This window comes from Pseudomonas sp. GW458-11-26-14-LB4 (assembly GCF_059423925.1).
Map to the genome: position 1 here is coordinate 1 of NZ_JBWKYU010000025.1, position 22,882 is coordinate 22,882.

Genomic DNA, 22,882 nt, shown 5'->3' on the forward strand with positions numbered 1-22,882 from the left:
CCCCCATTGAAACCACCCAACCCCTGCCCCATCTAACAGCCATACCCAATTGCGCAGGTGCCCCATGAGCGACCAGCAAGAATTCCCCGAGAACCCCGACGACATCACCGAAACCGACGCCGAACACATCGAACACCACGTCCCCGGCAAAGGCCTCGCCCTGCCCGGCCAGAACCTGCCGGACAAGGTCTACATCATCCCGATCCACAACCGCCCGTTCTTCCCGGCCCAGGTCCTGCCGGTCATCGTCAACGAAGAACCCTGGGCCGAAACCCTCGAACTGGTCAGCAAATCCGAACACCACTCCCTGGCCCTGTTCTTCATGGACACGCCCCAGGAAGACCCGCGCCACTTCGACACCAAGGCATTGCCGCAATACGGCACCCTGGTCAAGGTGCACCACGCCAGCCGCGAAAACGGCAAACTGCAATTCGTCGCCCAGGGCCTGAGTCGCGTGCGCATCAAGACCTGGCTCAAACACCATCGCCCGCCGTACCTGGTGGAAGTCGAATACCCGCACCAGCCCACCGAGCCGACCGACGAGGTCAAGGCCTACGGCATGGCGCTGATCAACGCGATCAAGGAACTGCTGCCGCTCAACCCGCTGTACAGCGAAGAGCTGAAGAACTACCTCAACCGCTTCAGCCCCAATGATCCGTCGCCGCTGACCGACTTCGCCGCAGCCCTCACTTCGGCGACAGGTAATGAGCTGCAGGAAGTGCTCGACTGCGTGCCAATGCTCAAGCGCATGGAAAAAGTCCTGCCGATGCTGCGCAAGGAAGTCGAAGTCGCGCGCCTGCAGAAAGAAATCTCCGCCGAAGTGAACCGCAAGATCGGCGAGCACCAGCGCGAGTTCTTCCTGAAAGAACAGCTCAAGGTCATCCAGCAGGAACTCGGCCTGACCAAGGACGACCGCAGCGCCGACCTCGAACAGTTCGAGCAGCGCTTGGAAGGCAAAGTGCTGCCGACGCAAGTGCAGAAGCGCCTCGAAGAAGAGATGAACAAACTGTCGATCCTCGAAACCGGATCGCCGGAATACGCGGTCACCCGCAACTACCTCGACTGGGCAACCTCGGTGCCGTGGGGCGTGTACGGCGAGGACAAACTCGACCTCAAGCACGCGCGCAAGGTGCTCGACAAACACCACGCCGGCCTCGACGACATCAAGGACCGGATCCTCGAATTCCTCGCGGTCGGTGCCTATAAAGGCGAGATCAGCGGCTCCATCGTGCTGCTGGTCGGCCCGCCGGGCGTGGGTAAAACCAGCGTCGGCAAATCGATCGCCGAATCCCTTGGTCGGCCGTTCTACCGCTTTAGCCTCGGCGGCATGCGCGACGAAGCCGAGATCAAGGGCCACCGCCGCACCTACATCGGCGCGCAGCCGGGCAAACTCGTGCAGGCGTTGAAAGACGTCGAAGTGATGAACCCGGTGATCATGCTCGACGAGATCGACAAGATGGGTCAGAGCTACCAGGGCGACCCGGCCTCGGCGCTGCTGGAAACCCTCGACCCGGAACAGAACGTCGAATTCCTCGACCACTATCTGGACCTGCGGATGGACCTGTCGAAAGTCCTGTTCGTCTGCACCGCCAACACCCTGGATTCGATTCCCGGCCCGTTGCTGGACCGGATGGAAGTGATTCGCCTGTCGGGCTACATCACCGAAGAAAAAGTCGCCATCGCCAAGCGTCACCTGTGGCCGAAACTGCTGGAAAAGGCCGGCGTGTCCAAGGGCAGCCTGAGCATCAGCGACACGGCGCTCAAAGCCTTGATCGACGGCTACGCCCGTGAAGCCGGCGTGCGCCAGCTGGAAAAACAGATGGGCAAACTGGTGCGCAAAGCGGTGATGAAACTGATCGACGATCCGAAAGCGGTGATCAAGATCGGGCCGAAAGACCTTGAAGCGTCCCTTGGTCATCCGGTGTTCCGCAACGAGCAAGTGCTGTCCGGCACCGGCGTGATCACCGGTCTGGCCTGGACCAGCATGGGCGGCGCGACCTTGCCGATCGAGGCCACGCGGATTCACACGTTCAATCGTGGTTTCAAACTGACCGGGCAACTGGGCGATGTGATGAAGGAGTCGGCGGAGATCGCCTACAGCTACGTCAGTTCGCACCTCAAATCTTTTGGTGGCGATCCGAAGTTCTTCGACGAAGCCTTCGTCCACCTGCACGTGCCGGAAGGCGCGACACCGAAAGACGGCCCGAGCGCCGGCGTGACCATGGCCAGCGCCCTGCTCTCGCTCGCCCGTAATCAGGCGCCGAAAAAAGGCGTGGCGATGACCGGTGAATTGACGCTGACCGGGCATGTACTGCCGATTGGCGGAGTGCGCGAGAAGGTGATTGCGGCGCGGCGGCAGAAGATCTTCGAGTTGATTCTGCCGGAGGCGAATCGCGGCAACTTCGAAGAGCTGCCGGATTACTTGAAGGAAGGCATTACCGTGCATTTCGCCAAGAAGTTTGCGGATGTAGCGAAGGTGCTTTTTTGATTTCGTCTTGAGGTATTGAGGGGGGCTGGCATCGCAGCCCCTCACCCCGGCCCTCCCGAAACGTCGGACCGCCCGGAGGGAGAGGGAGCCGAGTGGGGGATATTTAAGAGATACGCCGACCTGAAAGCTCTTCACTGAATCCGTAATCAACTCGATCTTTCAGGTCGATGTATCCCAAAAGACACCTCGGTCGGTCCCCTCTCCCTCTGGGAGAGGGTTAGGGTGAGGGCCGGCGATGCTGAAGAATGACGCCAAGCCTGGCGTTGTCACACTTTGTCTCATCTTCAGTTATGCTCGCCGTTCGTCGCCAACGCCGGAGCCACTGAATCCATGTCCCCCCTTCGCCTGTTTGTCCCCCTGTCCCTCGCCCTGCTGGCCGCCTGTGCCACGCAACCGAAAACCAACGTGACCGTGGAAAAACAGAGCGAATGCCCGGTGCGCCTCACCAACGGGCAAAACCTGATCGTCATGCTCCCGAGCAACCCCACCACCGGCTACCGCTGGGCCATCCAGGATTCCGCCGGCGGCGTATTGCGCGCCCTCAGCCCCGAGGTCTACAGCAATCCGGAAGACGCCGGCGTGGTCGGCGCGGCCGGTCTCTCGACCTGGCGCTTCCAGGCTTTCGCCACCGGCACCGGTCGTCTGCGCCTGACTTCGCAACAGCCTTGGGCGCCGGAAGTGTTGCCGGTGGAAACCTTTGACTGCGCCATTTCGGTGAACTGATCGTGGGCTGGCTGATCCTCGCGCTGATGGGCGCCGTGACCTTTCTCTATGGCGTCAGCACCCACGCGGCGCTGCTTTGCCTGCTGGTCAAACCGCTGCCGGTATTGGCGTTGCTCGGCTGGCTGCACGATGCGCCACCGAGCGACTATCGGCGCTGGATCAGCCTCGGTCTGATTTTCTCGTTGATCGGCGATGTGTTGCTGGCGTGGCCGGGGGATTTGTTCGTCTTCGGTCTCGGCGCGTTTCTGGTCGCGCATCTGGCGTATCTCAAGGCTTACCTTAGTGATTGCCGACGTTTGGCCCTGCTGCCGCTGATCCTGGCCCTCAGCGTGGGTGCAGTGTTGATGGGCATATTGATCAGCAGCGGACTCGGCCCGTTGACCGTGCCAGTGATCGTCTACGGAACGGCCATCAGCGCCATGCTCTGGCGCGCTCTCGCCCGACTCGGCAGCGGCGTACCGCAACGTTCGGCATTACTGGCGGCGGGCGGCGCGGTGGCGTTCGTGTTTTCCGACAGCGTGATCGGTATCAACCGGTTCGTCTCACCGTTCAATGCAGCGCCTTACATCATCATCCTAAGTTACTGGTTGGGACAGTGGGGGATTGCGGCGTCGGCGTTTCACGTAGAAAAAGCCGAAAAAACGCTATAACCGTTTCGAAATCGATTACCAAATCGAATCAACGACTGTCATTTCTGACAGTTAGATTGCAAGCCTGAAAAACATACAGTTGCTCGAAGCGGCAAACCATGGTGGTTTGTCGCACTATCGAGAGACTCAGCATGAGTAACCCAACTCCCAAGTCCGCCGGCACTTTCAGCCTCGCCATTGATAACAACAACCCTGTTGCCTTCCAACTTGTCGTTGCGTTCGAAGAACCGAACCACATCAGAATCACGGGTGAACGAGAAGAGTGGGGAGAACAAGTCAAACGAATGGAGTTCCATCTCGCGAAGACCATCACCGGCGGCCGCTATTACTTGAATTCGCCGGAAGTGAAGCTCGTGAAAGCCGTATCGGACTGGGTCAATACCAAGTACCAGGTGAAAACACTGACTCTCGATATCAATGCGGATCACACGACCCGCCACATTGTTGGTCAGTTTCAATTCACGGCAGATGAAATTGACTCCCAAGGTTCCGGTATCGGTATCACGGGCAAAGGAGATTTCAATATCGAATACTCCTGAGTTCGCCTGCCCACGGTTTATCAGACAACCCGCGCATCTGCGCGCCAGTTTGGCTAAAATGCCGGCCTTTTCATCGACACCGCCGGAACCGCCGTGAGCAAAGAACCCGATCGCATTTTCGCCCAGCCGATGGCCCAGGTGCCTGACTTCGCCTTCAACGAAGACGTGGTGCGGGTGTTCCCGGACATGATCAAGCGTTCGGTGCCGGGTTACCCGACCATCGTCGAGAACCTCGGCGTGCTCGCGGCGCAGTTCGCCCAGCCGAACAGCGTGCTCTACGACCTCGGAGCTTCGCTCGGTGCGGTGACCCAAGCCCTGCGCCGCCACGTACGCACCGACGGTTGCCGTGTGATCGCGGTGGATAACTCGGCTGCCATGGTCGAGCGCTGCCGCGAGTACCTCAACGGTCAGGATTCGATGTTCCAGGAGTTGCTGCCGGTCGAAGTGATCGAAGGCGACATCCTCGCCCTCGACTTCAAACCGGCCTCGGTGGTGGCGTTGAACTTCACCCTGCAATTCATTGCCCCGGATCAGCGTACGGCGTTGCTGTCACGCATCCGCCAATCGTTGCTGCCGGGCGGCGCGCTGATCCTGTCGGAGAAGCTGCGCTTCAACGATGCCGAAGAACACGCGCTGCTGACCGATCTGCACGTCGCGTTCAAACGCGCCAACGGCTACAGCGAACTGGAAATCGCCCAGAAGCGCAGCGCCATCGAAAACGTCATGAAGCCCGACAGCCTCGAAGAACACCGCGAGCGCCTGCTGGCCGCCGGGTTCTCGAAAGTCGTGCCGTGGTTCCAGTGTCTTAACTTTGCCTCGTTGATTGCCTTGCCATGATTGATCTGTCTCCCCTCGCCCGCCGTCTGGCCGGCACGCCGCTGGCCGAATGGGCCAACACCCTGCAAGCGCAACTCGACAAGAAAATGGAGAAAGGTCACGGCGACCTGGAGCGCTGGCAAAGTGCGCTGGATGCCTTGCCGAAGATCCAGCCGACCGAAGTCGACCTGCTCGACGGCCTGAAACTGGACACCGATTGCGACGACGAAACCCGTGCACAGATGCGCACCGCGCTGATGGGCCTGTCGCCATGGCGCAAGGGGCCGTTCGATCTGTTCGGCGTGCACGTCGACACCGAATGGCGCTCGGACTGGAAGTGGTCGCGGGTATCACCGCATCTGGACCTGAAGGGCAAGCGCATCCTCGATGTCGGCTGCGGCAACGGCTACTACATGTGGCGCATGCTGGGAGCTGGCGCCGACAGCGTGATCGGCGTCGATCCGAACTGGCTGTTCTTCTGCCAGTTCCAGGCGGTGCAGCGTTATCTGTCAGAACCGAATGCCTGGCACCTGCCGTTCCCGTTCGAAGACCTGCCGCCGAATCTGGAAGGCTTCGATACCGTGTTCTCGATGGGTGTGTTCTATCACCGTCGCTCGCCGATCGAGCACTTGCTGGCGCTGAAGGATTGCCTGGTGAAAGGTGGTGAACTGGTGCTGGAGACGCTGGTGGTCGAAGGCGACAAGCATCAGGTGCTGGTGCCGGAAGATCGTTATGCGCAGATGCGTAATGTGTGGTTCCTGCCGTCGGTGCCGGCGCTGGAATTGTGGCTGCGTCGTGCCGGGTTTACTGACGTGAAATGTGTGGATGTGAGCACCACCACTGTTGAAGAGCAGCGCGGGACAGAGTGGATGAAGTATCAGTCGTTGAGTGATTTCCTTGATCCGGAAGATCACAGCAAGACGATTGAAGGGTTGCCGGCGCCGATGCGGGCCGTAATTGTCGCGAAGAAATAACCCGCTCTCCCGAACACCACGGTGAGCCCACCCTTCACCCCAGCCCTCTCCCCAAGGAGAGGGAGCCGATCTTGGAGCTTTTCAAAACTTAAGTTCGACTCGATAACTCAGGTCGGCGGATCTCGCCCATCCAATCCGGTCAGTCCCCTCTCCCTCCGGGAGAGGGTTAGGGTGAGGGGCTTTTTGCTCTGCGGGCACGGAAAAATTCAGTCAACACCGCCCCACACTCCTCCGCCAACACCCCACCTTCATACAGCACTCGATGGTTGAGAAAGCCCTGAGTGAAGAACTGTCCCTGACTCTGCACAATCCCGGCCTTGGGCTCCAGCGCGCCATACACCACGCGGGCAACCCGCGAATGCACGATCAGCCCGGCGCACATGCTGCACGGTTCCAGCGTCACGTAGAGCGTGCTGCCCGGCAGACGATAGTTGCTCACAGCCTGTGCAGCGGCGCGAATCGCGACCATTTCCGCATGTGCACTCGGGTCGCTGGTACTGATCGGACAGTTGAAACCGCGCCCGATGATTTCGCCATCCTGCACCAGCACCGCGCCCACCGGCACTTCGCCGAGAGCTGCACCCTGGGCCGCCAGCTCCAGCGCCTCGCGCATGAAGTCGCCGTCACGGCTGCGGTCGATGATCGCCGCGGGGCGAATCTGGCGCATCACTTCACCTCGATGGCGGCCATCAGGCCGGTTTCCATGTGGTCGATCACGTGGCAGTGGAACATCCACACGCCCGGGTTATCCGCCACCAGCGCCACTTGCGCGCGCTCGTTCTTGCCCAGCAGGTAGGTGTCGGTGAAGTACGGAATGATCTTGTGCCGGTTCGATGCAATCACCTTGAAGCTCATGCCGTGCAGGTGGATCGGGTGCTGGTACTGGGTCATGTTCTTCAGTTCGAAAATATAGCTCTGGCCCAGTTTCAGGCTGGCGATCGGCCGGTCGGCGCAGGTCTTGTCGGTGATGTCCCAGGCCTTGCCGTTGATCTGCCACAGGCTCGGCGGCTTGCCGTTGTCAACATTCACCGACACCGAACCGACCCATTCGAAATTGAAGTTGAGTTTCTCGGCATTGGCCAGGTCCGGCTCGGCCACCGGGTTGGCCGGCAGTGCTTTCGGCCAGTCGGTCGGCGCGTCATTGTTGGCCACCGACCGCAGGGTGCCCAGGCGAACCGGGCCGTTGCGCAGCGACAGTTCCTCCCCGGCCGGTGGTGCCTTGATCGCCAGGCAGATGCGCATGCCCGGACCCAGCCAGTATTCCTTGCCCAACGGGCGCGGCTCGACCGGGTTGCCGTCCAGCGCATAGATCTGCGCTTCGACACCAGGAATGTTGATGCGATAGGTCAGGGTGTTGTCGAGGTTGAGCAGACGAACCCGGGTGATCTGCCCGGCCGGCAACTCGATCACCGGCGTAGGCACGCCGTTGATGGTCGACAGCCGCCCCGCCGTACCGCCACGGGCCGCTTCGCGCGGAATGCTGAACTCGACGAAGTTGCCTTCGTCGTCGATGTGCCAGTTCTTCAGGCTCAGGGTCTTTTCGTACTTGAACCCGGTCGGCTCGCGCTCCTCGACAATCAACGGCCCGACCAGCCCGCGACCGAGTTCCTCACTGCTGCTGACGTGCGGGTGATACCAGTAGCTGCCAGCGTCCGGCACACGGAATTTGTAATCGAAGTATTCGCCCGGCAGCACCGGCAATTGCGAAACGTACGGCACGCCGTCCATCTCCAGCGGCAGGCGGATGCCGTGCCAGTGAATGGTCGTCGCGACCGGCAGATGGTTGATGAAGCGCACCCGCAACCACTCGCCCTGACGCACGCGTAATTCGGTGCCCGGCGCCGATGGGCCAAACGCCCAGGCTTCGGTCTTGTGCCCTGGCACCAGCTCGACGTCCAGTGGCGCGGCGATCAGCTCGTAGTCATGCCCCGCATCGGCATCGGCCATCTTGCCCAGCCAGTAACGCGACGCGCCCCCCGCTCCTACGCCAACGACAACAAGACCGGCCAGGCCACCGAGGATTTGGCGACGGGTAAAGGACATGAACTCAACTACCTCACGTATCTGCGGCGGGCCCGCAGGCCCGAAAGGGCGAATACGATACACCCGCAGATGAGAAACAGTAAGGGCGACGCGGCGACTGGCCGCAGTTCCTCAGAGCGAAAAGCAGGACTCAACTGCTGCAAATTGCCGGGTTTTCGTACTGGATCCTGATCCTTTTCCCATACGTCATACCTATTGTTCCGACACCCGTTACACACGACAGCCGACAGACCCTTCCTACGCCCGCCTGAAATGATCCGGTCCCATCCGTACCACCCTCAAGGAAAGACCGTGGACACATCCGAAAACACTGCACTACCCAATGTTGCCGACAAACTGGCCCTGAAAAATCTGGTACCCGCACTGGTTCAGGCCTGCCCCGACATGTACGAAATGGCCAGTGATATCGCCAGGGATATCCTGCGCAAACATGGCGTGGATCATCTGGATCCTGAACAGGTTTACTGGCACCGCTTCAAGTTCTCCAGCAGCAGCTGGAAAGCCTTCACGGGCTGGGAACATCATGGTGCCCGGCCAACCGAGTCCATGACCTTGCCGCAACTGGTGATCCAGCGGTTCCGCGTCGGTGATCAGGACAACTCGGACATGCTCGATGTCGATGGGGGCTTTTACACGACCGGACCGGATGCCGAGGACTTCGACGAGACCAATGAAGTGCGGTTGCATGGAAACGAGGTACTGAAGGACTTCTGGGCGATCAATTTCGCCGATCGGTTCAATCAAAAGGTCGCGTCGTTCTGGAAAAAACACACCAGGACATTTCGCAGCCTGGCCAAGTGCACCTTTATTGCCCAGGCCATGGAGGATCGCGAAGGTGGCCGGTTGTCGGACGAAAACTTCCGAACCGTGGTCAAGGCTGTCGCCGGCAATGTGAGCTGGCCCGTCACGTTGCAGATGCTGGAGGAGGATGCGGCGCCCGCCAAGGGAATGCATCTGAGCCTGCTGAAGGTGGGGGGTTATGTAGCGACCGATATTCTGTGCATCACCGACGTCAATTGCCGAAAGATCCTCTACACCCCCGGAGAAATCTGGGGTCTGCATGCCTTCGAGACAGCGAAGGATCTGCATTGGTGGGTGTTGTCGCAAACCCGTAAACCGGTTGACCGCCAACGTTTCCTCGCGCATTTTCAAGTGGCCGATCACGACATCACGGAAGACACCTCATGGCGGGATGCGGCAAAGCCGGGGTGGCTCCCCCTGTTGAGTCCCGGGACATATCTGCTCACTGAGATATTCCGCCCGCCGCATGTCGAAAATGTCGGGCTCAATCATGTCCTGGATCTGCTGGTCAGCGCCTGGGACTGCGCCGATCACTCCCTGATCGAACACACCAGCGAGACGTTCAAGAGCGACGCCTTCACCTTCCTCGCCAGCGCCACTCACGCCAGGATGATCAGCGACGCCACGTTCATGATGCACACCAATGGCGATCTGCGGAAAAAGCTGTGGATCGGCTATCTCAACGCTTTCGGTCGCATGTTCGGTCCGATGGCCGCTGTCGGCTGGCCCGTGGCACTGGCCGTCGTGGGTGCCGGCATCGCCAATGTCGGGTTGCAGATTGATCAGGCGGTCAATGGCAAAACACCCGGTGAACGCAAGTCTGCAGTGACGGGCGCCATCTTCGCGACCATCGATACCCTTTTCAACGCCACCTTCCTCAAGGGCAGTGGCCGTCTACCGGAAATAGCCGAGGCCAGCACGGTCTTCGCACCGGAAGAAAAACTTGTCGAAGCGGCGATTGCCCGCCCCCCGTTGCCTGCATTGGAGGAAATCGCCCCGACGCGCGTCCTGCCCGCGCAGCCCGAGGACTTCCTTGCTTCATTCAAGACTGAAATCACCGAAGGCACCCGCGTTGAAACCGGTGATTCCAAACTGCAGGAGATCATCCTGGCCGCGTCGGGCAAGCGTTACATTTACATGCGCCGCGCAGGAAGCGACGGCTTTTATCAGGTGCGTTATGTCGAGCAGTTACGCGGCTGGGTCATTATTGATCCGGCCAATCCTTTCTCGTTCTACCGCAACGTCCCGGTTCGCTTGAACGAAGCGCTCAGGTGGGAACCGGTGGCCCGTCCCGGACTCAAGGGTGGCATGAAAATTTTCGGCAAGTGGCCCTTCGGACACACGGCCGACCCACTGCCGGAAGTGGAGATGCAACCACTGACGTACGATGTGCCGCAAGCATCGCGATCGGCGCTGCAACCCGTTGCCGAAGCTCAGGTCGATGATTTCCCGCTGGATCCACAGGACAGCAGCGACCGTTTCTATCAAGACTTCAAAACCCTGCGTCGCGGGCTCTACGACGATGCCATCAACGCCTATGCCGCCACCGAATTTCCCCCGCGTCCGGCCGTCCCACTCTTCAAACCCACGACGCCGTTTGCCGAAATGACCAAGCGCCTGTTCAAGGACGGCACCGGCCTCGTAATCGGTCAGGACAGTTCTGCCATCGGTGCTAGACAGACCCTTGTCGACAATCTCAAAGTGCTGAACAAACAGAAGGTCAGAACCCTTTACCTGGATCACTTGCTCACGGATTTCCATCAAGCGGATCTGGATGTTTTTCACCAGAGCGGCAAGATGCCGCCGGCTCTCGAGCGGTACCTGAAGGCTTTGGATGCGCGGTTCAAGACCGACCCTGCCGGACCGTATTCCTACACCGAGCTGGTAAAAGGCGCACAGAAGAATCACATCCGCGTACAAGCGATCGACAGCATGGCGACCCGGCGCTTTCCACGGATGGAAGGTACTACCGAAGCCAGCAGCCGAAAAATGATGAATTACTACTCGGACACCGTGATTCAGGCCGACCAGGCCGCACGAGGTGCTCATCGCTGGATCGCACTGGTTGATGAGGCCCGCGCCAGCAGCTTCGACAACGTTGCAGGGCTGAGTGAGCTGGAAGGGGCGGTGGCATTGCGCGTTGATGAAAGTGCATTGGGTCAGGCTCAGGGGCTTACAGCTGACCCGGGCAAAAAAGTCAAAGACATCCTGGGACGTCCCTTCGACGAATTGAAAAGCGATCTTCGCCTGCAACTGAGCGCACCGCCCGCGACGGCAACAGCTCGCTCGCTTGAAGAGGCGCTGCCCAGGCGCGGCATGTTCATGGTGCAGGAGCCCTCCACCCTTGTTCACCGCAGTGGCGATGGCAGTCTGGTGCGTACACCGATTCAGCAGGACAGCGCCGGTTTCTCCATCCTCCGGCCGAAATGGTCAGCCATCAGCGGGCGCCACTTCGACAGCCTGCATGAACTGTTGCAAGCCATAGAACATGAAGGCCTCACGCAGGTACACGTGCGCATTGATCCCACCGCTACGCCCGGTCAACTGCCAGACATTCAGCCGTCCATCCCGGCGATTGAAGCGCCACCCGCCCCGGATTTGACGATCAAGGATCCACCCCGCTTCACCTCGCCGTATGAGATCGCGGTGCAGGCCCGTGCCGAACTGAAAAACGTGGCGCGGGGCAATGACGCCTCACTGTTGAACGACTCCGTCGCTTCATGGGGCGGCAATTCACCCCTCGATACATTCAAGACGCTGCGAAAACAACTGCATGAAGCAGCAGTATGTTTCTATGCCGATCTGCATCTTCCCGTACGCGCATCAATGGATTCGCTAACCACAGGACTGTCGGGACAAGCATTCATCGAGCGGATATTCACAGAGTTTCGCGGTCTGGTCATTGGCGAAAGCCATGCCGAAATCGGCAGCAAGCAATGGCTGATGGACAATATGCAAACCCTGGCCAACAAGGGTGTGAAGACGCTTTACTCCGAGCACCTGCTCACGGACTTCCATCAGGCCGCGCTGGATAATTACGCCAGGACATCGGTCATGCCGCGGGATCTGGAGAACTATCTGATTCAGCTCGACAGTGGTCACGTGACCGATCCGCTGCAACGCTACACCTTTCTCGATCTGGTCAAGGAAGCCAATCGCAACGGGATACGCGTTCAGGCCATCGACTGCCTGGCCAGTTATCGGGTTGAAGGAATGAGAACGGCGGATCCTTCGGCACGCCAGAGAATGATGAACTACTACGCTCACACCGTGATCGAGGCTGACCAGGCGGCTCGCGGGCCGCATAACTGGGTGGCACTGATGGGGAACTCCCACTCGAACACGTTCGAAGGCGTTGCCGGTGTCAGCGAGCTGGAAGGCGTCGTCGGTCTGCGCGCCGAAGATGTCGCTGAAGGTCAATCCGGCGGTATCGAAGCGGATCCCGGTAAAAGTCTTGCCGATCAAATGGGCAAGAACCAGGCATTCGTAAAAGGTGACCTGCGCCTGCAAGTCGAAACACCGTGGTACGCCCGGACGACCTCAGACATCGAACGGCTACTTTCCCGACCGGGTCTGTACACCTTGAAAAGGGAATTGCGGGAAACCTTTCTGGTTCATCGCAGCCGCGCCAATGCGATCGTGCGCACCGATATCCACTTCGAATCCAACCGCGTTTTCATCGAACGCCCCGAATGGCCCAGCGTCCATGAAAAGCGCTTCGCCAGTATCAAGGCGCTGCTCAAGGCGCTTGATGAGCGAGGCATGAAACTGGCGGGTTGGTCCAGACCGTTGTAATCAGCCACTGAAAGCCAGAAACAGAAAAGCCGCGTGAAACATCGTTTCACGCGGCTTTTTGTTGGTCCTGACCTCAAGCCATCAGGGCTTGTGCAGGATCACTCCCACTCAATGGTCGCCGGCGGCTTGCTCGACACGTCGTAAGTGACGCGGGAGATGCCTTCGATTTCATTGATGATGCGGCCGCTGACAGTTTCCAGCAGCTCGTAAGGCAGGTGTGCCCAACGCGCGGTCATGAAGTCGATGGTTTCCACGGCACGCAGGGCCACGACCCAGGCGTAACGACGGCCATCGCCGACCACGCCAACCGATTTCACTGGCTGGAACACTACGAAGGCCTGGCTGACCTTGTGGTACCAGTCGGCCTTGCGCAGTTCTTCGATGAAGATGTGGTCGGCGCGACGCAGCAGGTCGGCGTATTCCTTCTTCACTTCACCAAGGATGCGCACGCCCAGGCCCGGGCCCGGGAACGGGTGACGGTAGACCATGTCGTACGGCAGGCCCAGTTCCAGGCCCAGACGACGGACTTCGTCCTTGAACAGTTCGCGCAGTGGCTCGACCAGTTTCAGGTTCATCTCTTCCGGCAGGCCGCCCACGTTGTGGTGCGACTTGATCACGTGGGCCTTGCCGCTTTTCGCGCCAGCCGACTCGATCACGTCCGGGTAGATAGTGCCCTGAGCCAGGTACTTGATGTTGTCCAGCTTGCAGGATTCGGCATCGAACACGTCGATGAAGGTGCGGCCAATGATCTTGCGCTTCTTCTCCGGATCGGCTTCGCCGGCCAGGTTGTTCAGGAACTGGTCTTCCGCGTTGGCGCGGATCACCTTGACGCCCATGTTCTCGGCGAACATGGCCATCACTTGCTCGCCTTCGTGCAGACGCAGCAGGCCGTTGTCGACGAAGACGCAGGTCAGTTGATCACCGATGGCCTTGTGCAGCAGCGCCGCAACCACCGAGGAGTCCACACCGCCGGACAGACCCAGCAGCACGTTGTCGGTACCGACTTGTGCGCGGATGTTGGCGATGGCGTCTTCGGCGATCTTCGACGGAGTCCACAGGGCTTCGCAGCCGCAGATGTCGAGAACGAAACGCGACAGGATGCGACCGCCCTGCTTGGTGTGGGTTACTTCCGGGTGGAACTGCACGCCGTAGTAAGCGCGCTCGTCGTTGAACATGCCGGCGATCGGGCAGCTCGGGGTGCTGGCCAGGATGTGGAAATCGCTTGGCATCTTGGTGACCTTGTCACCGTGGCTCATCCACACGTCGAGGCCGAACAGGCCGTCGGCATCGATGTGGTCTTCGATGCCGTCGAGCAGACGGCTCTTGCCCACCACGTCAACGCGGGCATAACCGAACTCACGCAGTTCGGAGCTTTCAACCTTGCCGCCCAGTTGCTCGGCCATGGTCTGCATGCCGTAGCAGATACCGAAGACCGGTACGCCCAGGTCGAACACCGCTTGCGGGCAGCGCGGGCTGTTGGCTTCGTGCACGGACTCGGGACCGCCGGCGAGGATCACGCCTTTTGGCGCAAATTCGCGGATCGCATCTTCGTCCATGTCGAACGGGTGCAGTTCGCAGTACACACCGATCTCGCGCACGCGGCGGGCGATCAGTTGGGTGTATTGCGAACCGAAGTCGAGGATCAGGATGCGGTGAGCGTGAATGTCGAGGGCCATGATTCAGTCTCGTCTAAGTAATTCAGAAACAGTCTTTGATTCAGAAACGACTCGGGGCTGAATAAAACAGCCCCGGTCATTTAACGTTTTGCTTGAAGCCTCAACCTACGCGGTAGTTTGGCGCTTCCTTGGTGATCTGCACGTCGTGGACGTGGGATTCGGCCATGCCGGCACCGGTGATCCGCACGAACTCGGGCTTGGTGCGCATTTCTTCGATGTTGGCGCTGCCGGTGTAACCCATCGAGGAACGCAGACCGCCCATCAACTGGTGGATGATCGCGCTCAGGGTGCCCTTGTAAGGAACACGGCCTTCGATGCCTTCCGGAACGAGTTTCTCGGCGCCTGCCGAGGAGTCCTGGAAGTAACGGTCGGAGGAACCTTGAGCCTGGGACATGGCGCCCAGCGAACCCATGCCGCGATAAGCCTTGTAAGAACGGCCCTGGAACAGTTCGATCTCGCCCGGTGCTTCTTCGGTACCGGCAAACATCGAGCCCATCATCACGCAGGAAGCACCGGCAACGATGGCCTTGGACAGGTCACCGGAGAAACGGATGCCGCCGTCGGCGATCAACGGAACGCCGGTGCCTTCGAGGGCAGCGGCAACGTTGGCGATGGCACTGATTTGCGGAACGCCGACACCGGCGACGATACGGGTGGTGCAGATCGAGCCAGGGCCGATACCGACCTTGACCGCGTCGGCGCCAGCTTCGGCCAGAGCCTTGGCGGCTGCGCCGGTGGCGATGTTGCCGCCGATCACCTGCACTTCAGGGAAATTCTCTTTGACCCAGCGAACGCGGTCGATCACGCCTTTGGAGTGACCATGAGCGGTGTCGACCACCACCACGTCCACGCCGGCATTGACCAGGGCGGCAACGCGGTCACCAGTGTCTTTACCGGTACCGACCGCAGCGCCGACGCGCAGACGACCTTGATCGTCCTTGCTGGCCAGCGGATAGGCCTTGGCTTTCTCGATGTCTTTGACGGTCATCATGCCTTTGAGGGCAAACTTGTCGTCGACGATCAGGACTTTTTCCAGGCGGTGCTTGTGCAGCAGCTCGCGGACTTCGTTCTTGTCGGCGCCTTCGCGAACAGTGACCAGACGCTCTTTGGGCGTCATCACTTCACGAACAGTGGCTTCCAGACGGGTTTCGAAACGCACGTCACGGGAAGTGACGATGCCGACCAGGTCGCCATCGTGCAGAACCGGAACGCCGGAAATGTTGTGCATGCGGGTCAGTTCGAACAGATCACGAACCGTGGCGTCAGCCTCGATGGTGATTGGGTCCTTGACCACACCGGCTTCGAACTTCTTGACCTTGCGAACTTCGGCAGCTTGCTGCTCGATGGTCATGTTCTTGTGGATAATGCCGATGCCACCTTCCTGAGCCATGGCGATTGCCAGACGGGCTTCAGTAACGGTGTCCATGGCGGCAGAAACCAGAGGAATGTTCAGCTCGATGCCACGGGTAAGGCGGGTCTTCAGACTGACTTCGTTAGGAAGCACCTCGGAATAACCGGGCACTAGGAGAATGTCGTCGAAGGTCAGAGCTTCTTGGCTGATACGCAGCATCGCGGGGGCTCCCGAGCGGGAAAATGGAAGCGCGCCATTATACTCAGACACCCTACCGGGCTCAATGTAAAACTTGTCTTATATCAATGTTGCTGATGTACGGGAAAAACGCCCCTCACAACTCGACCTTGACCCAGCTCACCGGTTGATCCAGCCAGTCGGCGAATTCGTCGATGAAACTCTGCTTGAAGCCCGCCTCCAGCCAGTTGTTGAAGATGAAACCGAGGTTGGAAAAACCGCACTCCTGCAAATACAGGAAACCGTTGATGTCGTCTTCATGCCCGCATTCAGGACAGGTGAAGTTGTCGGTGCGGCCCGGCATCCAGTCTTCCAGGCTTTCGAACAACGCTTCGCCGATCTCCTGACGGCATTCGGCGCACCCGGCTTCTCCGAGAAACCCCTTGGCCGGGGTATAGATGCAGCGCTTAGTGATGACCTCGAGACCGTTGATCGGCTCGCCAAACGGCAGCGCCTCGGGGTGCAGCACCACCGCACGGGCACCATCGGCGATGGCGTAGGCCATGCGATTGCCGGTACGTCCGCACGTGCTCAGCTCTTCCTTGACGATGTTCTTGCGCACCAGCCAGCGCAGGATCGCCCGGGCCCGGGGCTCGTGCACCGGCAGGTTGGAGATTTTCGGGACGATGATGCTTTGGGAGTTCATGATGCAAGCCTGCTGCGTCAAAGGATGTTCTGCGACAAACGCGGCCGGCAGCTTAATCCCTGACAAAATCCGGTCAAGTGCTTAAATAGCGGCCGATCAGCGCAATCCCGCTCGCCAGCACCAGCCAGGTCACCAACCGCACGAAGGCCTCGCGGGACAGGCGCATCGTCAAACGCCGCCCGATCCACAAGCCCAGCGCCATGGCTGGCAACAGGCACAGCGCCAGCATCAACAAGGGTAGCTCGGCATACACCCCGGCGATGGCGAACAGGCTCAAACGCACCACCGTGCTGCAACTGATCAGCGCACTTTGCGTGGCCCGGGCTGCGTCCTTGGGCAGTCGGCTGTTGAGGTAGATCGCATAAAGAAAGCCGCCACTGCCGAACAGCGCGCCGAACAGCCCGCCCACGGTGCCCATCGGCAACGCCCATACGGCGGACAACTGCGCCGGTCGCGCCTTGATCCACAAGCTGTAGATCGCGTACACGCTGATGAACAGCCCCATCAGCAGCAACAGCAGATCGGACTTGAGGTTAAGCAAGAAAATCACCCCCAGCGTGCAACCCACCGCCATGCACGGCAGCAGCCGCAGCAATTCCGCTTTCGCCACGTCACGCCGCGACGGCAGCAGATTGCCGAACGCCGCGACGAAATCCAGCAGCACCAGCAACGGCACGATCTTCGACAGCGGCATGAACAGAATCAGGATCGGCCCCGCCACCAGCGCCGTACCGAAACCGGCAATCCCGAACACGATGTAGGCCAGCGCGATGGCCAGTCCGATCACCACCCAGCCCTGCGCACCCCACGACCATTCGCTCAACAACCCCGCCACGCTCATTCGCTCGCTTCCTTTATAAGCCTGCGATGACTTTAGCCAGCGCCGAGGGTTGCGACTAATATTATCCAAACCGCCAAGCCATCTCAAAAAGGCATGCCTCGTGCTTTCAACCCGTCAATTGCGCTACTTCGTGGAAATCGCCGAGAGCGGCAGCTTCAGTGCCGCAGCTGAACGGCTGTTCATCGCTCAATCGGCACTGAGCCGGCAAATCAAGGACATGGAAACTCGCCTGCAAACGTCACTGTTCGAACGCACCGCGCGTCAGCCCCGGCTCACCGCCGCTGGCGAAGCGTTCCTGCCCCGGGCGAGAAACCTGCTCAATGAACTGAACAAGGCCAGCACCCTGGCCACGGAAATTGGCCAAGGGCAGCGCGGCACTTTGCGCGTGTGTCACTCCAGCACCGTGCCGATAAGCGGCCGACTGTTGCGCGACATGAGCGCATATCTGCAGCAGCAACCCGATGTTTCGCTGGACATCGGCACGCTCTCCTCGGAGGCACAACTTGAAGAACTGGCCGAGGGCCGGCTCGATATCGGTCTTCTGCGCCTACCGGTGCTGCGCCAGCGCGAGGGTGTTCAGGTTGTGCCGCTCTATACCGAACGCTTGCTGCTTGCCGTGCCGGCGGATCATCGACTGGCGTTGGCGGAGGCGGTCGATCTGGCGCAATTGAAGGACGAAGCGTTCATCTCCATCCCGCATCCGCAGCGCGGCGGGCTGAGTTATTTGTGCGCCGACCTGTGCATGCGTCACGGCTTCTTCCCCCAGGCTGCGCGGGTGATGTCGCGCAAGACCACGCAATTGCAATTGATCCAGGCCGGATTTGGCATCGCTCTTCTGCCGGAATCAATACAGGACATCGCGCCCGCTGGTGTGAGATTTCTGCCGCTGAGCGGCGATTGCCAGAGCACTGTCGCCCTCGCATCTCGGCAAAATCCCACACCTCTGGTGCAACACTTCCTCCAGACATTCACCGGCGAATGCCTTTAAACTGCGCCCCATGATTAAAGATCCCTTTGCAAGACTCGGCCTCGACCGCGAAGTCCTGACCGTCAGCCAGCTCAACGGCCGCGCGCGAGTGTTGCTCGAAGACGTGTTCAGCAACATCTGGGTCGAAGGCGAAATCTCCAACCTCGCCCGCCCGGCGTCCGGCCACGTGTATTTCACGCTCAAGGACAGCGGCGCGCAGGTGCGTTGCGCACTGTTCCGCCAGAATGCCGCGCGGGTGCGTCAGGCGCTGAAGGACGGTCTGGCGGTCAAGGTGCGCGGCAAGGTCTCGCTGTTCGAAGGGCGTGGCGACTATCAGTTGATCCTCGACACCGTGGAGCCTGCCGGTGACGGTGCCCTGCGCCTGGCCTTCGATGCCTTGAAGGAAAAGTTAAGCGCCGAAGGCCTGTTCAGTGCCGAGCGCAAGGTGCCGCTGCCGGCACACCCGCAGCGCATCGGCATCATCAGTTCGCCGACCGGCGCCGTGATCCGCGACATCATCAGCGTGTTCCGCCGCCGCGCGCCGCAGGTGCAACTGACGTTGATTCCGACCGCCGTTCAGGGCCGAGAAGCCACCGCACAGATCGTCCGCGCCCTGAAACTGGCGGATGCCCGTGGTTTCGACGCGCTGATCCTGGCTCGCGGCGGCGGCTCGCTGGAAGACCTCTGGTGCTTCAATGAAGAAGCCGTGGCCCGGGCGGTCGATGCCTGTGTTACGCCAATCGTGAGTGCGGTCGGCCATGAAACCGATGTGTCGATCAGCGACTTCGTGGCGGATGTGCGCGCACCGACGCCGTCCGCTGCTGCTGAACTGCTTGCCCCGGATTCCAGCCACCTGATCCGGCAGGTCGAAAGCCTGCATCGCCGACTGGTGATGCGCATGCGTGATCGCCTGATGCGCGATCGCCTGCGCCTTGAAGGCATGACCCGCCGCCTGCGCCATCCCGGCGAGCGTCTGCGCCAGCAGGCACAACGTCTGGATGATCTGGACATGCGCATGCGCCGAGCGTTCGAGCGCCAGCTCAATACCCGCCGCGAACGCCTGATTCGTCTGGAAACCCGCCTCGCCGGGCAACATCCGGGACGCCAACTGGCCCTGTTGCGCCACCGCCTCGACAGCCTCGCCGAGCGCCTGCCGCGCGCCATGAACGAAGGCCTGAAACGCCGTCGACTTCAGTTGCAAAGCCAGATGCAGACCCTGCATGTGGTCAGCCCGCTGGCGACTCTCGGTCGCGGCTACAGCATTCTGCTGGATGAGCGCGGCAACGCGATCCGCAACGCCGCGCAGACGCACACCGGCCAGCGCCTCAAGGCCAGACTGGGCGAAGGCGAACTGCAAGTGCGCGTCGAGGACAATCACCTGACGCCTGTCACTCTCTCTTTACTGGACTGATCCATGCCGCGTTTTCTCGCTCCGCTGCTGTTGCTGTGCCTGACCTTCAACGCCCACGCCGACAGTTACATCACCCGCCTGCTGAACAAACCGGTGCCGGGCGGCGTGGCGGTCGTCGATCTGGGGACCGCTGCGCAAGCGCCGAAAGCCACGTTTCAGGGCAAACCGGTGCTGGTGGTCAAGGAACAGAACAACTGGCTGGCGATTGTCGGCGTTCCGTTGACCGTCAAACCCGGCGTTCAGCAGATCAGCAGTGGCGGCCGCAACCTCAACTTCAATGTCGGTAACAAGAAATACCCGGAACAGCACATCACCCTGAAGAACACCCAGCAGGTCAATCCGAACCCGGCCAACCTCAAGCGGATCGAGGGCGAACTGGCCGAGCAGATCAAGGCCTACCGCAGTTTCAGTCCGAATACGCCGAGCAATCTGCTGCTGGACAAACCGGTCAACGGGCCGCTGTCGAGCAAGTTCGGCGTGCGCCGCTTCTTCAACGGTGAAGAGCGCAATCCGCACGCAGGCCTCGACTTCGCAGTGCCGGCCGGCACGCCGATCAAGACCCCGGCAGCCGGCAAGGTAATCCTGATCGGCAACTACTTCTTCAATGGCAACACCGTGTTCGTCGACCACGGCCAGGGCTTTATCAGCATGTTCTGTCACATGTCGAAGATTGATGTGCAGAACGGCCAACAACTGGCGCGCGGTGCGGTGGTGGGCAAGGTGGGGGCCACAGGTCGGGCGACCGGGCCGCACATGCACTGGAACGTCAGCCTGAACGACGCGCGGGTCGATCCGGCGATTTTCATTGGGGCTTTCCAGCCTTGATTTCAGGCTGAAGCCCTTCCAGCAGGGATTGCGCACGACGAATGGTCCGCGCAATCCCCACCAACAATTAGTGCCATATCAAGAATAAAATCTCGGAAAAAACCGCTTTCCGGGTATTCCTCTCAATTTTTTTCGACTGCTTGCCATCCTCATCCCCCGCGGTTAGGGTTGAAGGCATGAAAACCTCTCACACCCTCATTCAGCTTCGCCAGCACCGCAGCCTGTGCCTTGTCAGCGCACGACTGCCGGGCTGAATCGCTGCGCCTCGTCCCACGCTTTTCCAAGAACGTTCGTTCCACCGGCAGGCCGCCTCTTTTCGGCCCAGACAATAAGGAATTTCCCGATGAGCATGCTCAAAGACCCGTCTTCGAAATACCGCGCGTTTCCTGTGATCAACCTGCCGGATCGCACCTGGCCGTCGAAGACCATCGATGCCGCGCCGATCTGGTGCAGCTCCGACCTGCGTGACGGCAACCAGTCGTTGATCGAGCCAATGGACGCGGTGAAAAAGCTGCGCTTCTGGAAAACCCTGGTGCAGGTGGGCGTGAAGGAAATCGAAGCCTCGTTCCCGGCCGCTTCGCAAACCGACTTCGACTTCGTGCGTACCCTGATCGAGGACGGCCACATCCCGGACGACACCACTATTCAAGTGCTGACCCAGGGCCGTGAAGACCTGATCGAGCGCACCTTCGAATCCCTGCGCGGGGCGAAGAAAGCCATCGTTCACCTGTACAACGCCACCTCCCCTTCTTTCCGTCGCATCGTGTTCAACCAGGACAAGGACGGGATCAAGGCCATCGCCGTGAACGCCGCCAAGCTGTTCGTCAAATACGCCGCCATGCAGCCGGACACCGAGTGGACCTTCGAGTACTCGCCGGAAACCTTCAGCGCCACCGAGCTGGAATTCGCCAAGGAAGTCTGTGATGCGGTGATCGAGGTCTGGAACCCGACGCCTGAGCACAAGATCATCCTCAACCTGCCGGCCACCGTTGAGTGCGCGACCCCGAACGTCTACGCTGACCAGATCGAGTGGTTCCACCGCAACATCAACCGTCGTGACAGCGTGATCATCAGCCTGCACACCCACAACGACCGTGGCACCGGCGTGGCCGCCACCGAGTTGGGCCTGATGGCCGGCGCCGACCGCGTCGAAGGTTGCCTGTTCGGCAACGGCGAGCGCACCGGCAACGTCGACCTCGTCACCGTGGCACTGAATATGTACACCCAGGGCCTCGACCCGCAACTGGACTTCTCCGACATCGACGGCGTGCGCAAGGTCGTCGAAGAGTGCAACCAGATCCAGGTTCACCCGCGTCACCCATACGTCGGCGACCTGGTCCACACCGCGTTCTCCGGCTCCCACCAGGACGCGATCCGCAAGGGCTTCGCCCAGCAGAAATCCGACGCACTGTGGGAAGTACCGTACCTGCCGATCGACCCGGCCGACATCGGCCGCAGCTACGAGGCGGTGATCCGCGTCAACAGCCAGTCGGGCAAGGGTGGCATCGCCTACTTGCTGGAACAGGAATACGGCATCAGCCTGCCACGTCGCATGCAGATCGAATTCAGCCAGGTCGTGCAGCGTGAAACCGATCGCCTGGGCCTGGAGATGACCGCGCAGCAAATCCACGCGCTGCTGCACAGCGAATACCTGCAAGCCAACACCCCTTACGCGCTGGTCAGCCATCGTCTGCAGGAAGAAAACGGCAACAGCGCCGTCGAAGTGGAAGTGGCGAGCAAGGGTCAGGGCGAAACCAACCTGCACTGGCGCGGCAAGGGCAACGGCGCGCTGGAAGCGCTGGTGGCCGGTCTGCCGATTCCGGTGGAGATCATGGATTACAACGAACACGCCATCGGCGCGGGCACCAACGCCAAGGCGGCGGCCTACATCGAACTGCGTGTGAACGGCGAACGTGCGGTGCACGGCGTGGGCATCGATGAAAACATCACCACCGCCAGCTTCAAGGCCCTGTTCAGCGCGCTGAATCGCTCGCTGAGCCAGCCGGAAGCAAAAGCGGCGTAACTGACCGCTGCAATGAAAAAGGCCCCGGAGTGCGAACTCCGGGGCCTTTTTTTCCTGCCACTTTCTGATCGTTCCC

General features: G+C 60.4%; 17 protein-coding genes. 11 read left to right on the top strand and 6 right to left on the bottom strand.

Annotated features, from left to right (window positions below; genetic code table 11):
* Positions 1-64: 64 nt before the first annotated feature.
* The 6 genes from lon (at position 65) to cmoB (ending at position 6,190) form a co-directional block, all read left to right on the top strand.
* Entirely contained in the window at positions 65-2,488 is a 2,424-nt protein-coding gene (gene lon / locus AC07XZ_RS25650; protein ID WP_102688177.1) for an endopeptidase La, read from the top strand.
* A gap of 330 nt (positions 2,489-2,818) precedes the next feature.
* A complete protein-coding gene (locus AC07XZ_RS25655) occupies positions 2,819-3,211 on the top strand; it encodes a protease inhibitor I42 family protein (protein ID WP_102688178.1) in 393 nt (130 codons plus the stop codon).
* A 2-nt stretch (positions 3,212-3,213) separates the two neighbouring features.
* Positions 3,214-3,861 carry a lysoplasmalogenase gene (locus AC07XZ_RS25660; RefSeq protein WP_173892831.1) on the top strand — a complete coding sequence of 216 codons (648 nt, stop codon included), beginning with the start codon at positions 3,214-3,216 and terminating at the stop codon, positions 3,859-3,861.
* A gap of 131 nt (positions 3,862-3,992) precedes the next feature.
* Entirely contained in the window at positions 3,993-4,400 is a 408-nt protein-coding gene (locus tag AC07XZ_RS25665) for a hypothetical protein (protein ID WP_102688180.1), read from the top strand.
* A gap of 129 nt (positions 4,401-4,529) precedes the next feature.
* Complete coding sequence (gene cmoA, locus AC07XZ_RS25670) at positions 4,530-5,237, top strand: carboxy-S-adenosyl-L-methionine synthase CmoA (protein ID WP_218888027.1); 708 nt, start codon at positions 4,530-4,532, stop codon at positions 5,235-5,237.
* Positions 5,234-6,190, top strand: a complete 957-nt coding sequence (gene cmoB / locus AC07XZ_RS25675; protein ID WP_102688181.1) for a tRNA 5-methoxyuridine(34)/uridine 5-oxyacetic acid(34) synthase CmoB — start codon at positions 5,234-5,236, stop codon at positions 6,188-6,190. Before cmoA ends, cmoB begins: the two co-directional genes overlap by 4 nt.
* A gap of 166 nt (positions 6,191-6,356) precedes the next feature.
* Here cmoB and tadA read toward each other — a convergent pair whose 3' ends face one another.
* Both tadA and AC07XZ_RS25685 read right to left on the bottom strand, forming a co-directional pair.
* Positions 6,357-6,857, bottom strand: coding sequence for a tRNA adenosine(34) deaminase TadA (tadA, locus tag AC07XZ_RS25680; protein WP_102688182.1), 501 nt, complete (start codon positions 6,855-6,857; stop codon positions 6,357-6,359).
* Positions 6,857-8,233 (bottom strand): multicopper oxidase family protein, encoded by a 1,377-nt coding sequence (locus AC07XZ_RS25685; protein ID WP_102688183.1) that lies wholly within the window; start codon positions 8,231-8,233, stop codon positions 6,857-6,859. The genes tadA and AC07XZ_RS25685 overlap by 1 nt, the downstream gene beginning before the upstream one ends.
* 291 nt (positions 8,234-8,524) lie before the next feature.
* On the opposite strand from AC07XZ_RS25685, the gene AC07XZ_RS25690 reads away from it, so the two are divergent.
* Positions 8,525-12,829 (top strand): membrane-targeted effector domain-containing toxin, encoded by a 4,305-nt coding sequence (locus AC07XZ_RS25690; RefSeq protein ID WP_102688184.1) that lies wholly within the window; start codon positions 8,525-8,527, stop codon positions 12,827-12,829.
* A gap of 98 nt (positions 12,830-12,927) precedes the next feature.
* On the opposite strand, the gene guaA is transcribed toward AC07XZ_RS25690, so the two are convergent.
* From guaA to AC07XZ_RS25710, 4 genes are all read right to left on the bottom strand, one after another.
* Entirely contained in the window at positions 12,928-14,505 is a 1,578-nt protein-coding gene (gene guaA / locus AC07XZ_RS25695) for a glutamine-hydrolyzing GMP synthase (protein WP_102688185.1), read from the bottom strand.
* A 100-nt stretch (positions 14,506-14,605) separates the two neighbouring features.
* Positions 14,606-16,075 (bottom strand): IMP dehydrogenase, encoded by a 1,470-nt coding sequence (guaB, locus tag AC07XZ_RS25700; protein ID WP_034156270.1) that lies wholly within the window; start codon positions 16,073-16,075, stop codon positions 14,606-14,608.
* A 115-nt stretch (positions 16,076-16,190) separates the two neighbouring features.
* Positions 16,191-16,739 carry a sugar ABC transporter ATPase gene (locus AC07XZ_RS25705; RefSeq protein ID WP_085745307.1) on the bottom strand — a complete coding sequence of 183 codons (549 nt, stop codon included), beginning with the start codon at positions 16,737-16,739 and terminating at the stop codon, positions 16,191-16,193.
* 73 nt (positions 16,740-16,812) lie between these two features.
* Positions 16,813-17,580, bottom strand: a complete 768-nt coding sequence (locus AC07XZ_RS25710) for a sulfite exporter TauE/SafE family protein (protein ID WP_102688186.1) — start codon at positions 17,578-17,580, stop codon at positions 16,813-16,815.
* A gap of 100 nt (positions 17,581-17,680) precedes the next feature.
* On the opposite strand from AC07XZ_RS25710, the gene AC07XZ_RS25715 reads away from it, so the two are divergent.
* The 4 genes from AC07XZ_RS25715 (at position 17,681) to leuA (ending at position 22,806) form a co-directional block, all read left to right on the top strand.
* Positions 17,681-18,568, top strand: coding sequence for a LysR family transcriptional regulator (locus AC07XZ_RS25715; protein WP_102688187.1), 888 nt, complete (start codon positions 17,681-17,683; stop codon positions 18,566-18,568).
* A gap of 10 nt (positions 18,569-18,578) precedes the next feature.
* The gene (gene xseA, locus AC07XZ_RS25720) at positions 18,579-19,958 is read left to right on the top strand and encodes an exodeoxyribonuclease VII large subunit (protein WP_102688188.1); all 1,380 of its coding nucleotides are present in this window, start codon (positions 18,579-18,581) and stop codon (positions 19,956-19,958) included.
* A 3-nt stretch (positions 19,959-19,961) separates the two neighbouring features.
* A complete protein-coding gene (locus tag AC07XZ_RS25725) occupies positions 19,962-20,783 on the top strand; it encodes a peptidoglycan DD-metalloendopeptidase family protein (RefSeq protein ID WP_102688189.1) in 822 nt (273 codons plus the stop codon).
* Between the two features lie 343 nt (positions 20,784-21,126).
* Positions 21,127-22,806 (top strand): 2-isopropylmalate synthase, encoded by a 1,680-nt coding sequence (gene leuA, locus AC07XZ_RS25730; RefSeq protein ID WP_007956672.1) that lies wholly within the window; start codon positions 21,127-21,129, stop codon positions 22,804-22,806.
* Positions 22,807-22,882 lie beyond the last annotated feature (76 nt).

Coding starts and splice junctions, on each gene's coding strand:
- AC07XZ_RS25705 (WP_085745307.1), bottom strand. CDS start 16,739: ATGAACTCCCAAAGCATCATCGTCCCGAAAATCTCCAACCTGCCGGTG.
- guaB (WP_034156270.1), bottom strand. CDS start 16,075: ATGCTGCGTATCAGCCAAGAAGCTCTGACCTTCGACGACATTCTCCTA.
- AC07XZ_RS25710 (WP_102688186.1), bottom strand. CDS start 17,580: ATGAGCGTGGCGGGGTTGTTGAGCGAATGGTCGTGGGGTGCGCAGGGC.
- lon (WP_102688177.1), top strand. CDS start 65: ATGAGCGACCAGCAAGAATTCCCCGAGAACCCCGACGACATCACCGAA.
- AC07XZ_RS25725 (WP_102688189.1), top strand. CDS start 19,962: ATGCCGCGTTTTCTCGCTCCGCTGCTGTTGCTGTGCCTGACCTTCAAC.
- cmoA (WP_218888027.1), top strand. CDS start 4,530: ATGGCCCAGGTGCCTGACTTCGCCTTCAACGAAGACGTGGTGCGGGTG.
- AC07XZ_RS25685 (WP_102688183.1), bottom strand. CDS start 8,233: ATGTCCTTTACCCGTCGCCAAATCCTCGGTGGCCTGGCCGGTCTTGTT.
- cmoB (WP_102688181.1), top strand. CDS start 5,234: ATGATTGATCTGTCTCCCCTCGCCCGCCGTCTGGCCGGCACGCCGCTG.
- leuA (WP_007956672.1), top strand. CDS start 21,127: ATGAGCATGCTCAAAGACCCGTCTTCGAAATACCGCGCGTTTCCTGTG.
- tadA (WP_102688182.1), bottom strand. CDS start 6,857: ATGCGCCAGATTCGCCCCGCGGCGATCATCGACCGCAGCCGTGACGGC.
- guaA (WP_102688185.1), bottom strand. CDS start 14,505: ATGGCCCTCGACATTCACGCTCACCGCATCCTGATCCTCGACTTCGGT.
- AC07XZ_RS25655 (WP_102688178.1), top strand. CDS start 2,819: ATGTCCCCCCTTCGCCTGTTTGTCCCCCTGTCCCTCGCCCTGCTGGCC.
- xseA (WP_102688188.1), top strand. CDS start 18,579: ATGATTAAAGATCCCTTTGCAAGACTCGGCCTCGACCGCGAAGTCCTG.
- AC07XZ_RS25665 (WP_102688180.1), top strand. CDS start 3,993: ATGAGTAACCCAACTCCCAAGTCCGCCGGCACTTTCAGCCTCGCCATT.